The 13173-nt window shown below is 42.8% G+C and carries 12 protein-coding genes and 3 pseudogenes; 5 read left to right on the top strand and 10 right to left on the bottom strand.

Annotation, left to right across the window (positions count from 1 at the left end; genetic code table 11):
* Positions 1–12 precede the first annotated feature (12 nt).
* From V8V91_RS04010 to V8V91_RS03995, 4 genes and pseudogenes are all read left to right on the top strand, one after another.
* Positions 13–1026, top strand: a complete 1014-nt coding sequence (locus V8V91_RS04010; RefSeq protein ID WP_373398868.1) for an alpha/beta fold hydrolase — start codon at positions 13–15, stop codon at positions 1024–1026.
* On the top strand, positions 1016–2260 hold the full coding sequence (rmuC, locus tag V8V91_RS04005; RefSeq protein ID WP_373398866.1) for a DNA recombination protein RmuC: 1245 nt from the start codon (positions 1016–1018) through the stop codon (positions 2258–2260). Before V8V91_RS04010 ends, rmuC begins: the two co-directional genes overlap by 11 nt.
* 165 nt (positions 2261–2425) lie before the next feature.
* Positions 2426–3772 (top strand): Trk system potassium transporter TrkA, encoded by a 1347-nt coding sequence (gene trkA, locus V8V91_RS04000; RefSeq protein WP_074224521.1) that lies wholly within the window; start codon positions 2426–2428, stop codon positions 3770–3772.
* A 2-nt stretch (positions 3773–3774) separates the two neighbouring features.
* A pseudogene (locus V8V91_RS03995) lies at positions 3775–5222 on the top strand (TrkH family potassium uptake protein).
* Here V8V91_RS03995 and V8V91_RS03990 read toward each other — a convergent pair.
* Positions 5219–7676 (bottom strand): annotated as a pseudogene (locus V8V91_RS03990) (ligase-associated DNA damage response DEXH box helicase). The pseudogenes V8V91_RS03995 and V8V91_RS03990 sit on opposite strands and share 4 nt — an antisense overlap.
* Positions 7677–7889: 213 nt before the next feature.
* Here V8V91_RS03990 and V8V91_RS03985 point away from each other — a divergent pair.
* Positions 7890–8354: a hypothetical protein gene (locus V8V91_RS03985; protein WP_373398865.1), complete on the top strand. Its 465-nt coding sequence runs from the start codon at positions 7890–7892 to the stop codon at positions 8352–8354.
* A gap of 65 nt (positions 8355–8419) precedes the next feature.
* Here the strand turns inward: V8V91_RS03985 and V8V91_RS03980 are convergent, their stop codons facing one another.
* From V8V91_RS03980 to V8V91_RS03940, 9 genes and pseudogenes are all read right to left on the bottom strand, one after another.
* The gene (locus tag V8V91_RS03980) at positions 8420–9016 is read right to left on the bottom strand and encodes a hypothetical protein (RefSeq protein ID WP_373398864.1); all 597 of its coding nucleotides are present in this window, start codon (positions 9014–9016) and stop codon (positions 8420–8422) included.
* Positions 9017–9050: 34 nt separating this feature from the next.
* The gene (locus V8V91_RS03975) at positions 9051–10058 is read right to left on the bottom strand and encodes a TonB-dependent receptor domain-containing protein (RefSeq protein WP_373400612.1); all 1008 of its coding nucleotides are present in this window, start codon (positions 10056–10058) and stop codon (positions 9051–9053) included.
* Between the two features lie 65 nt (positions 10059–10123).
* Positions 10124–10852, bottom strand: coding sequence for a TonB-dependent receptor (locus V8V91_RS03970; protein WP_373400610.1), 729 nt, complete (start codon positions 10850–10852; stop codon positions 10124–10126).
* 23 nt (positions 10853–10875) lie between these two features.
* Positions 10876–11130 carry a hypothetical protein gene (locus V8V91_RS03965; RefSeq protein WP_373400870.1) on the bottom strand — a complete coding sequence of 85 codons (255 nt, stop codon included), beginning with the start codon at positions 11128–11130 and terminating at the stop codon, positions 10876–10878.
* A gap of 47 nt (positions 11131–11177) precedes the next feature.
* Positions 11178–11339 (bottom strand): annotated as a pseudogene (locus V8V91_RS03960) (hypothetical protein); the annotation flags it as partial.
* A gap of 164 nt (positions 11340–11503) precedes the next feature.
* Entirely contained in the window at positions 11504–11959 is a 456-nt protein-coding gene (locus V8V91_RS03955) for a hypothetical protein (protein WP_373398862.1), read from the bottom strand.
* A gap of 53 nt (positions 11960–12012) precedes the next feature.
* A complete protein-coding gene (locus V8V91_RS03950; protein ID WP_373398861.1) occupies positions 12013–12174 on the bottom strand; it encodes a hypothetical protein in 162 nt (53 codons plus the stop codon).
* Positions 12174–12794, bottom strand: coding sequence for a class I SAM-dependent rRNA methyltransferase (locus V8V91_RS03945; RefSeq protein WP_373398859.1), 621 nt, complete (start codon positions 12792–12794; stop codon positions 12174–12176). Before V8V91_RS03945 ends, V8V91_RS03950 begins: the two co-directional genes overlap by 1 nt.
* Complete coding sequence (locus V8V91_RS03940) at positions 12721–13125, bottom strand: hypothetical protein (RefSeq protein ID WP_373398858.1); 405 nt, start codon at positions 13123–13125, stop codon at positions 12721–12723. Before V8V91_RS03940 ends, V8V91_RS03945 begins: the two co-directional genes overlap by 74 nt.
* Between the last annotated feature and the right edge of the window lie 48 nt (positions 13126–13173).

Below are 13173 nucleotides of genomic sequence, written 5' to 3'. Positions count from 1 at the left end.
AGCTTAAAATAAATGATGGTTTGGATAAAAAGAATCGGAAAAGTAATTCTTACCCTGCTTTTGGCATTGGTGTTCTTTTTATTGCTTTTATATAGAAATGACATTTCCCGTGAGGAAGTGGATCAAAAGTATGCCACCCCTCAATCCCACTTTATCAATGTAAACGGTCAAATTGTCCATGTACGAATCATGGGGGAAGGGGATCCTATCCTGTTGCTTCATGGAAGCTTTTCTTCCCTCCATACCTGGGAAAGTTGGCAGGAGGAATTAAGCCCTTATTTTATGACCATTTCCCTTGATTTTCCTGGCCATGGATTGACAGGACCTGATGACTTACAGCGCTATTCGATTAAAGATTACAGCCATTTGGCCCTGACCCTGGCAGAGAACTTAGGGCTGGATAAATTCCATGTTGCGGGTAATTCTATGGGAGGGGCTGTGGCCTTGCAAATGGCCTCGACCAGGCCCGATAAGGTATTGAGCCTGAACTTGATTGATGCTTCAGGTGCTCCTATGCCTTCCATCCGGAGTCTGGATGAGGAGGAAGACAGTCAAAATCAAGGATTGATTTTCAAGCTGACTTCCAATCCTATTTTTTCAAAACTATTACTGAAATGTACCCCCAAATTCCTCTTTGCCATGAACATGAAAGAGGTGTATTTTGATTCTGATAAAATCACCAGTGATAAAATTGACCGGTATTATGAGCTCATGCTTCGGGATGGAAACAGGCAGGCTACTTTGGACCGTTTGTCCATCCCCAGGGAATATGATTTTGACTTCGATGTGGTCAAAATGCCTACGTTGATCATGTGGGGAAAAGAAGATAAATGGATCCCCTTAAAACAAGCATACCTCATCGAAAATGCAATTCCCGGTTCCCATTTAGTGGTATTTGAGGAGGCGGGACATGTTCCAATGGAAGAATTACCGACCGAAACTGTCGCAGAATATCTATCATTTTTGGGGGTAGAAATCAGGAAGGACTACATTAAGGGGCCTAATTATCTAACCCATGTCTACTGAATCTTTGTTGATCCTTGTCCTGGTTGCCCAAGTGATCATCCTTGTACTGATTTTTTATAGAAGGAACGATTCCTCCCAAAAGGAGCTCCTGCAATCCGAACTGCAACGGGTTAGCCGGGAGGTGGAGTTGGCATTGATTCAATCCAGAAAGGAAGCCAATGAAAACCTAACGGCTCAATTTCGGCTGCTATTTGACAATCAACGCGCCACATCGAGGGATCAGAATGAAGCGTTGAAGACTTTTGGAGAGGTTTTTAGAAGGAATGTTCAGGAATTTAATTCCCTGCAAAAAGAAAAGTTTGAGGACCTCAACCGAAGGCAGGATGAATTGATGAAGACGACTGAACTTCGGCTGGAAAAAATCAGGGAAACAGTAGATGAAAAGCTTCAAAAGACCTTGGAAACCAGACTGGGTCAGTCTTTTGAAATGGTCAGTAAGCAATTACAATCCGTACAAAAAGGCTTAGGGGAGATGCAGAGTTTAGCCAATGGGGTCGGAGATTTGAAAAGGGTGCTGAGCAATGTGAAAAGCCGGGGTGTGTTGGGGGAATATCAGCTTCAGGCCATTTTGGACAATGTATTGACGCCGGATCAGTATATCTTGAATGCGGCCATTGGGCAAACTGGAAGAGAACGGGTGGAGTTTGCCGTGAAAATGCCGGGAAATGAATCCCAAGTGCTTTTGCCCGTGGATTCCAAATTCCCACAGGAATCTTATTTAAGATTGGTAGATGCTTACGATTTGGTCGATAAGTCGGCGATTGATTTTGCAAGAGCTGAATTGATCAAAGCAGTGAGAAAAGCGGCATCGGATATCAGCAACAAGTATATACAGGTCCCACATACTACAGACTTTGCCATTTTATTTTTACCGGTAGAAAGTTTATATGCTGAAATCCTAAGAGAACCAGGGTTGTCCCAACAGATCCAACAGGAATATAAGGTATTGATTACTGGGCCGACGACTTTGTCAGCGATTTTAAATAGCCTACAGATGGGCTTTAGAACCTTGGCGATCCAAAAGAGGAGTTCCGAGGTGTGGCAGGTCTTGGGCGGTATCAAGACGGAATTCGGGAAGTTTGGAGCCTTGATAGAGAAAACCCAAAAGAAATTGGGAGAGGCCAATTCTGAACTCGATAAATTGGTTGGAGCACGAACCCGGGCCATTCAACGGAAATTGAAAGATGTGGAAGAACTTCCGGAAATTGAAAGCTCCAAATTATTGGAGGAGTAAAACCAGAAATCCGAATTTTTGGAGAAAAAGTTGGGAATATATTTAACAGAAAAGATCATATTAACTACTTTGAAACCTGAATTGCAAAAGATTTAGGATATATGGCTGATTGCCATGTAGAAAGGTGTTAATTTTGCAGCTGTTTAAATCACTCGAATTACCTCTATGGGGATGAATATCGTGATTGCAGGCGCAGGAGATATGGGATATCACTTGGCCGAGCAATTAAGCTATGATAATAAGGATATCACACTGATTGATACAGATCGGGAAGTACTGGAATATGTGGCTTCGAAGTTGGATGTATTGACAGTACAGGGAGATTCTACCTCTTTTGAAGTCCTTCAACAAGCAAATGTGGAGCGGGCAAGCATGGTACTGTGTGTGACCACTTCCGAAAAGACCAACATTGTGACTGCAGTCTTGGCAAAACAGTTGGGGGCAAAAAGAGTCATGGCCAGGGTAAGGAACCACTCCTATTTGAATCCTGAAAACGTAAACTATTTCAATAATCTAGGAATCGATAATTTGATTTCTCCCACCATGCTATGCAGCAGGGAAATCTTTAACATGATCGAGAATTCCAGCTTCACCGAAGTATTTGACTTTGGCGGAGGTAAATTGAATATCGTTGGGATTACCTTGGACCAATCCAATCCCTTGGTAAACCAGAGGATCATGGATACCAAGACGAATCCCATATTTGAAGATATCCGGATTATCGCCATTCTACGGGATCAAAAAACGATCATTCCAAGAGGAAGTACCATCATCCGAAACAATGACCATGTGTTCTTTATTTCCAATAAAAAGAATACTGAAAGCATCATGGACGTATTGGGCCAAAAGAAGGTGACCATCAAGAACGTGATGATCATTGGAGGTGATGACATGGCCCTGACCACTGCATTGCGTTTGGAAGACCACTTTAGAGTGACCTTGGTCAATAAGGATAAAGAAAGATGTAAATGGTTGGCAGAGAACCTCAGCAATACCCTGGTCATCAATGGGGATTATAAAAACATTGAATTACTGGTAGAGGAAGGATTGGAGCAAATGGATGCATTTTTGGCATTGACGGAGTCTTCAGAAACCAATATCATTACCTCTCTGACTGCCAAAAATCACGGAGTATACAAAACCATCGCCCATGTGGACACCCGTGAATACATTCATATTTCCCATAGTATCGGAGTGGATTCACTGATCAACAAGAAGCTGGTAGCCGCGAATGAGATCTCAAGGTACCTGAAAAAAGGAACGGTGGATGCAGTATCCGGGATCTATGGGGTGGATGCAGAGTTTATCCAGTATTCGGTATGTAAAACCAATCGATTGGTAAAAAAACCGTTAAGAGAACTTCATTTTCCGGATTCCGCCATCGTAGCCGGTGTCATCAGAGGGGATAAGGTATTTATTCCGGATGGAGACTTTTTACTTCAAATGGACGACAAAGCGATTGTACTGGCCCTTCCCGAAGCAAAACTTCCCCTCGAAAAACTTTTTCATTAACTATGATTCACTTTAAAGAGATCGCCAAAATCATGGGAGCCCTCTTGGTGCTGATATCACTGTTGATGCTTCCTGGAGTTGGTTTTTCATTGCATTTTAATGAAGATCCCTGGCCGGTTTTAAGTTCTGCGGTGATCACCATGGTCATCGGAGGGATTCTGTTTTTTTCCTTCTCCAAGCAGGATCAAAATATCCGGAAGCGGGAAGGTTATTTAATCGTCTCCTTGAGTTGGATTTTTATGGCGGGATTTGGAATGCTTCCATTCATCCTCAGCCATGAAATCTATTCTTTTTCGGATGCCTTATTTGAAACTACCTCCGGGATCACCACCACAGGAGCTTCCATCCTGAACGACATAGAAGCCATGCCCAAAGGGCTTTTGTTCTGGAGAAGCATGCTGCAGTGGATAGGAGGTTTAGGGATCATCGTATTGACCGTCGCGATCTTTCCCTTATTGGGTATTGGTGGCATTGAATTATTTGTGGCTGAATCCCCTGGACCTACTTCTGACAAGGTACATCCCAGGATTTCAGAAACTGCCAAGCGGTTATGGTATGTTTATGTAGGTTTGACCATCGCGGCTACCTTGTTGTATTGGGTAGGGGGGATGACGTTCTATGATGCCATCAATCATGCCTTAACCACGCTGGCAACAGGTGGTTTCTCCACCAAGAACGCAAGTATGGCCTATTACGACTCTGCATTTATCCAGTATACTGCCATCTTCTTTATGTTTTTGGCGGGGACCAACTTTACGGTGATTTATTTCGGATTGGTTGGAAAGTTTAGAAGAGTGCTAAAAAGCGATGAATTTAAGGCCTATGCTTTCATTGTGCTCGCTACCTCAGTGGTCTTGTTTTTCCCAATATTCACCAAAATTGGATCAGATGCCGAATTGGCATTCCGTAAATCTGCCTTTCAGGTTGTTTCGCTCATTACAACCACCGGTTTTGTGTCAGATGATTATACCCAATATGGTCAGGGAATGACCTTCATTTGTTTTATTTTGTTATTCGTGGGTGGTTCTGCGGGTTCAACCGCCGGTGGTATCAAATTCGTGAGGCACCTCACCTTTTTCAAAAACTCCTACCTGGAATTTAAAAGATTGGTACACCCCAGGGCCATCGTACCTCTGATTATCAATGGGGATCGCGTGACCGGTAGAATTGTAACCCACATCATGAACTTCCTGTTGTTGTACCTGCTGATCTTCGTATTTGGAGCATTTGTCCTATCCATTATGGGATATGATCTGGAGACTTCGCTGGGGGCAACCGCCACTTGTTTGGGGAATGTGGGACCTGCCATTGGTAAAGTAGGACCGGTTGATAATTTCTCCTTCTTCAGCCCGACTGCGAAGATTTTTCTTTCCTTTATTATGCTGCTGGGAAGATTGGAGTTATTTACGATTTTGATTCTTTTACCCCATTCTTCTGGAGAGCCAATTAATCCTGGATTTCGAATTGTGATTGGATTTTGACGATTCTATCTTCTATGGATTCGGAGGATATGGACGTGCGGCTCAATCGGTCCACCATGATGGGGAATGAAAAAGGGGTGAATTGAACCGGGTTTTTCAATACCATCCGTTGGGAATTGATTTTCTTCAATGCCTTGATCATTTTTTCCTGATCCATTTGTTGATTGATGGCCTCTGCATGCGCTTGTTTGAGCAATAAGTTGTCCGGATCGTAGGATTCAAATACTTGAAACAGCAAACTTGAATTCGCTTGGATATGCTTAAAAGTGGTAGGTTTTCCAGGATAGCCCTGGAACACCAACCCTGCAATACTGGCGATTTCCCTGAATTTCCTTCGGCTCATTTCACTTTCATTGACGCAATGCCGGATGTCTTCCTGGAAGTTGTCCAGTGAAAACAAATCTTCCTCCAACAGCTCCTCTATCTGAATGGAGCGATCGGATAAAAGTTCAAACCCATAGTCATTCATGGCAATGCTGAACGTCACCGGTTGACTGATGCTGATGCGGTAGGCAATCAACGCACTCATCAATTCATGGATCATCCTTCCTTCAAAGGGGTAGAAGAATAAGTGGAAGCCTTCTTTGCTTTGATGGGATTCAATTAGGAAGGTATCCCTATTGGGTACTAGGGATAATTTGTTCTGTAAATCCAGAATGGGCAACACCCTCACAATCTCCTCTGAGATGTAGTTGCCTTGGTTGTAGTACTCGAGTATTTCCCTGATTTTATCCGACAGTTTGGAGGAGAGGGACATTCTGGCCCCCATCCAAGAAACTACATTTTTGGTCTTTTTTCAGAAACTTTTACGGTAGCTGTAAGCCCTTTGACCTGTAAGAGCTCCAAACTTCTGCCTGCAAAGAAGAAGCGATCTCCGATTTTCATTTTGGAAATGAAGAATTCTTCCACGCTTCCTAAATACGCTCCGTTTTTAAATTTCACTTTGAGCATCACCTCCGAAACAATCGTACCCATTGAAAGCCGATGCTTCATGGCGATCCGTTTACTTTTCACCCGGTATAGCCCATCTTCATCCAGACTGACTTTGAGGAAGTCCTCATAGCTGCCCAAGGATGCACCACCTTTGGTAATGAAGTCCATCAACCAGCTCATTTCTGATTCCGATAGGTTTTCAAAGGATTTGGTCTTTTTGGCAACGAGATAAATTTCTTCAGGATTTAGGCCTTCACCGACAGCGAGTGTAACTAAAAACTGAATCAAAACATCATAGGGAAGTTCTGGTGGAAATTGGGATTCCATCTCATTATGTTCAATGGCATCTCGAAGAGCAGAACACTCAATCAATTCCAGGGCATTGGTAGGTACAAAGAAGATTTCAGAAGGCAATCCCGGTTGATGCCCCGCTCTCCCTGCCCTTTGGATAAAACGGGAAACGCCTTTGGGACTTCCCACTTGAATGACCCGGTCTACCGGTCTAAAATCCACTCCTAAATCCAGGCTGGAGGTACATACCACCAATTTTAACCTTCCCTCATGTAAGGACTCTTCCACCCAGGATCTCACGGACATATCCAAAGAGCCATGGTGCATGGCGATCCAGCCCGCCCAATCAGGTCTTGCTTCCAATATCTTTTGATACCAGATTTCAGTTTGGGAACGGGTATTGGTAAAGAGCAACACCGTTTTTCCTGCTTCAATAATTGGAATGACTTTTTCGAGCATCCGAATTCCCAAATGCCCTGACCAAGGGTATTTCTCAATTTCCTCCGGAAATACCGGATGCACCAAAATTTCCTTACCGATGTTCGCTTTTACAATATGGGTAGGATTATGGGTCCCCAATAAAGCTTTTGCTGCTTTCTTTAAATTTCCGATGGTGGCAGAAACAGCCCATCTTCGAAAAGTCGAAGGACAGATGGATTGAATATATTCTAATGCCAGCTGAACCTGGACGCCACGCTTATTGCCCACTAATTCATGCCATTCATCTACTACAATCGCATTGACAGTTTGAAATAATTGTTTATGATCTTTCTGGGAGATCAACACATGGAGTGTTTCAGGGGTAGTAATCAGGCATTCCGGAGGCCTTCTTTTCAAAGCAGCCCGGGTTTTTGCATCCGTGTCTCCATTTCTCACCGCAATTTTCCAAGGCAACCCGATCACCTCACAGACTTCCTGCATGGCCAATTGAATGTCTTTGGATAAAGCCCTCAATGGGGTTACCCAAATTATCTGAATTCCATTGTTTTTGGGCTTTTTCCAGCTGTCCGGATGTTGATGGATGTATTCCAAAATTGCAGGAAACCACAAGGCGAATGTCTTTCCTGATCCGGTAGGGGCATTCAATAACCCGGATTTGCCATCCAAAAATCATTCCAAGTTTCAATTTGAAAAGGAAAGGGCTTCCAGCCTTTGGTTTGAAAGTAATTGAATGCGATTTGGAGCCTTTTGTCCTTCATATATTGTTACTTTTTAAAAAGTATTGCACCTGTGAAAATGTGAGAATTCTTTGATGAAACCCATCAATCGAAGGAAATTGTCGATTTTTATTTTGGCCATTTACAGCATTAATTGCTTAGGTTTGACGTTGTATATTGGTCAGGAATGTTTCACTTTTGAGATTAGAAAACATATGAGAAGTGAAATCGTTTTACTGTTGAACGAAATTATTTATGAGGAAACTAGTTTTAGCTTTTGTTATTGGAGTATTGTTTGTTGGATGCACAGAGGTAGAGAGACCTTCTCGGTATGTGCGATCCACCGTTTATGAGTTGCAGCAGGCAAGCGATTATGAGTATACCGGAGAATTAGAGGTAGGGGAGTTACCAACCGGGGAATTGGAATTGGTCATTACCCTTAAAGGAGCGAAAGGAAGTACAGCAGTAACCTATCCTGCCCATTTGCATTATGGTCCTTATGGAACCCCTGATGCTCCCATGGCTGCGATGTTGAGCCCAATTTATGCCAGCTCCCTGGTGGGAGCCACTATTTTGACGGAGCTCTCCAATGGCAATGTGATCAATTATGAAAGTTTCCAGACTTTCAATGGGCATGTAAAAGTACACCTTGCCAGTGAGGGGCCAGACTATGAAGTGATTTTAGTGGCGGGGGATGTAGGAGCCAACTATCAAGAATAAAAATCATTCCTGAATTCAAACAAAAAAAGCAGCTGGTAAAGCTGCTTTTCTGTTTCAGGTCTTAATTAGTTTAACACCAGAGGGAAGGTGAGATCCAAATCCGTTTCACCTCCTGCTTGAGTGTAATTTTCGAAGTTAGGATTATCCGCTCCTGGATAATTTTTATCCAAATCATGTCTCAAGATGATCCGCATGCTGGCATTGTTGAATCCTGGGAATTCAGCGACTTCCACTTGCCCCTTCAGCCCAATGATCTCTCCATTTTCGTCATCGTACGTGTAGGTTAAGACTGGAGAACCTACAAACGCAGTTCCCAAGAAATAAAACTGATGTTCATCAGCCTCTTCCTGAACTTCTTCGGTGATATCCTCATCCTCAATGGAATTGTAAAGGAAGATTTCCATCTGGTAGGATTTTCCTTTCGTTAATTCTACGGTCTCAATGGTTGGGTCACCTAATTCCACTCCCTGAGGATCGGATGCGACAAATTCAAAAGGGGTTCCAATGGCATTGCCCGTTGCATCCACCTCTGTAAATCTCAAAGTCACATCTGTGATCAATTCCTCGTCATTTTCAGGAACCGGGTCTTCACTGTTACAAGAAGCAAAAGCCAGTGAAACCATCATTGCCATTAGAAAAGCAGGTTTTTTGAAGTAATTCATACGTTGGTTAAAGTTTAGAATTGGTAATTTATTTTTAAGAGAATATTTCTACCCATATCATCCGTGAAATACGGAATCGATTCATGTACTCCTTATAGGAGGTATTGAACAGGTTTTGAATTTGTACCCCTACATTCAATTGGTTTTCACCCAGGATAAATTTCTTTTGATAGGCCAGGTTGAACAAGGCATATGCAGAAGGGGCAGGAGCAAGATCAAAATCAGGTTCCCTATGTTGCTTGGCCACCAGCATATTGCTCAACGTCAATTTATTGGTCTGAGAATTTTTCAGGGATCCAAATTGGTAAGCCAGCCCCCAGTCCATTCTATCGGAAGGAATAAATGGGAAATAGTTGTTCTCATCGGTGTTTTTTGCCCGGATGATTGAACCCTTCGCATAGGCACTTAATCGTTCAGTAAACACATAGCTTCCCGAGAAATCAAATCCATAAAAGAAGGCATTGGCCTGTAAATATTCATAGACATTGAACGTACCTCGTAAGGAAACATAGGTTTCACCCGTCGGATTTAAATAGATGTAATCTGAAATATGGTTTGCGTAGGCAGTAAGTTCCAGATGGGTTCTTCCTCCATCGTATTCAAAGGCATTTACCCATTTCAGAGATTTTTCAGAATTCAAGTCCGGATCTCCGATTTCTACTGCAGCTGCTCCATGGTGCAACCCTTCACTGAACAACTCATTGACATTGGGAGGTCTCCATGCTGTTCCTAAGTTGGAATTGAAAGTGACTTTTGGGCTGATCTGATACAGTCCTCCAATGAATGCCGAGAAATTGGTATAGCTTAAGTCCGCTTCCTGTAGTTCTGAATCCACATACCTGGCCGTATTTACGGATCGTGTGTCAAAGCGTAATCCGCCCTCCAACTCCAAAGGCCCTTTACTGTATTTCTCAATGGCATAAATCCCCAAATTGATCATGTCATAATTCGGGATCAAAGGAGTGACACCTGTTCCAGGAACATTGTTATTGGCCTGTTGGATCGCATTTAGACCAAAACTTCCACTCCACTCATTTTTCAGATTATGATCAATAAATAAGTCAAGCGTATTCGTGAAAAGCTGGAGGTCTAAACTGGGCCTTTCATTTAAATCCCCCTTCTTTTATCAAATTCCTGTCTGTTATTGGTTTGGAAACCATATTGAAAATTCAATTTCCAGGTATCGGAAAGATGGTAATGAGATTTGACTTTCGCCAAATGATGGGAAACCACCTGCTTGGGATTGATGATTTCATAGGTGAAGCCTGGATCTGAAAAGGGTCTTCCATTTTCAATAATGGCAAGTAGATCATCCAAATTACCCGTATGGGAATCCCTTAAAATCCCTAAGGTGGTATTGAAGTAGCTATAGTACCCTTCTACCCCTAATTTGGAGCTGCTATATCCCACAGAACCAGAGAAGTTCAGCTCGCTCAATCCGGTATTTCCCTGAAAGTAATCCGGTGATTTAATGTTTCCAGCCCTCTTGGCAGAGGCTTGGACCTGGTAACCCAATCCTTTGATTTTATTGGATCCATCCGCATGGGAAATGGAAATGTTGCCCATTCTTCCATTGGTTCCACCATTGAGGTAAATATTGGTCTTGGGATCTTTCTTGGTAGGAATAGGAGCAGGGTTTACCAAAATAACCCCACCCATTGCCTCAGGTCCATACCTTACCGTTTCAGCCCCTTTGATGACCGTAATCTCATCTGCTACAAAAGGATCGATTTCCGGTGCATGTTCTGCTCCCCATTGCTGACCCTCTAATCTGATTCCATTGTTGAGAATCATGATTCTATTACTATGCATCCCATGGATCACGGGTTTTGCGATGCTGTTTCCTGTGGAAAAGGTGGTTACCCCAGAGATCCGCTTGAGACTTTCCCCAAATTTTCACCTCTCGCTTCCAGCAATGCTTCCCCATATAGGGCTGTAACCGCTGTCGTGGTTTGCACGGCAAACCGATGACCGTGAATTTCCACACCTCCCAAATCAAGGGATTCTTCTTCCAGTCTATAGGTTTTGTTGAAGTTGTTGGAGGATAATGAAATACTGTCTTGGATCTCCTTATGTCCCAGGTATTGAATGGTGAGGTGATAATCCCCTGACAAAGATTCTTGACTATAAAGTTTCCATTTTCATCAGAAACTGCCCCGGTGGCACTTTCAATTACCCAGATATAGGCTCCTACAATAGGATCATTGTTTTCTTGGTGCAAAATCCTGCCCCTTATGGATAAATCACATTTTTGGGCATAGGTATTTTTTGAACCAAAAAGGAGGACCAATGAAAAGAAAATGGCGTATTGTATAAGTTTCACGAAACAAAAATAGAATCCATTTCTAGATTAAACTAGCGTAAATGAAACAAAGTTGCAAAAATGTGAAATAGGCTTTATTTGACTATTCAAAAGGCAAATTCAAAGGACAGATTGTTTAATTGGAGCAATCGGGAACAAAAAAGTCCGACAATGACTTGCCGGACTTATATGGAAGTTTTTGGAAGATACCCTAACCAAGCTGCCCAAGGGATTCTTGAAAGTAACAATACCAATCCAATCGCATACATCATGTAAATGCTACGGAAACGAGCTCTGGGAATGCTTCCTTTTTTGGCCTTGCTATATCCAATGGTAATGAGTACAATCGCAATGATATTGACCAATGGATGTTCTACCGCCGTCAATCGAACTGCAGCATCCGACATGGCCGAACCTGATTTCAACATTTCAAATCCGAGAGGGCTTACAAAATAGAGGATGAGTCCTACTGTCAATTGAAGGTGAGAAAGGATAAAACCGATCAATGCAATTTTTCTATCCTTATCCGTAAACTGTCTATTGGATAAACTGCCTAGTAGGGCATAAATCACTATAATAATGAGGGCCAATAGCACTAAGTAAGCAAGGCCTGAATGTAAATGTTGTAATCCTGTATACATGATCTTTTATTTTGATAGGTGAAAATAGTTGAATGGCTTCGAATTATCAGGCATTACTCCACAAATAATACGAGTCCTTTCAAATATTCAGTTTCTGTATGATAAATATTCACTGGGTGATCCGCTGGTTGGGTAACTTGATGAAGGATTTTTATGTTTCTGCCCGATTCCAGAGCGACAGCCGTAATCGTATGGGCAAACAACGCTTTATCCACTACTTGGCTACAGGAAAAGGTAAATAAGATTCCTCCTGGTTTGATTTTTTCAAAGCCTCAGCATTTAATCGTTTGTAGGCCTGGACGGCATTGTGCCTGGCTTTCATGTTCTTGGCAAAAGCAGGAGGGTCAAGCACAATGATATCATAATCATCACCTATCTCCCGAATGTATTTGACCACATCAGCTACTTTGGATTTGTGTTTGCCTTTGATCTCAGGATTCAAGGCTACGTTCTCTTCCGTGAGTTCGATTGCTTTGGGAGAGATGTCTACGGAGTGTACTTCCTTAGCTCCCTCTTTGAGCGCCAACACCGAAAACCCTCCCGAATAGCAAAATGTGTTTAAGACCTTTTTCCCTGAAGAATAGGAGGCAAGCAATTTCCTGTTCTCTCGTTGATCGATGAAAAACCCGGTTTTCTGCCCTTTCTCCCAATCAATTTTGTACGTGGCTCCGTATTCTTTTACCAAATCAGTGTTAGGCTTCCCTATGATCCATTCATTGGAGGAGATCCCCAGATTCTTGGGAAGGGTCTCTGCACTTTTATCAAAGACCCCGGCCAACTTTTCCCCATAGGTATGGTGTATCGCCTGGGCTATTTCTTGGATATGGGCATGCATCCCCACGTGATGGGCTTGAATGACGGCAGTGCCATTGTAAAAATCCACAATCAGACCGGGCACTAAACCCCTCTCCGTGAACAAGCCTATAGACATTGGTTTCCTGATTGGCTGTCAAGCCTAAACTTTGCCGCAAGGCATAGGCTGACTGGATCTTGACATTCCAGAACTCCTGGTCAATTTCCCTGTTTTCGAAGGATATGATCCTGACCATGATAGAGCCATGAGAGAAATGCCCTATTCCTAGAAACTCCTCTCTGGAGGAATAGACAGCAACCAATTCACCGTTTTCCAGGTGATCCGGCTTTTGAAATATTGCTCCGGAAAACACCCAATGGTGCTTCCTTTTTAAGGAGATTTCCTTTCCTTTTTTAATATG

It is taken from the genome of Algoriphagus halophilus, from assembly GCF_041729275.1.
GTDB lineage: Bacteria > Bacteroidota > Bacteroidia > Cytophagales > Cyclobacteriaceae > Algoriphagus > Algoriphagus halophilus_A.
The sequence above is the reverse complement of the archived record's forward strand: the minus strand, read 5'-3'. Positions and strand labels throughout refer to the sequence as shown.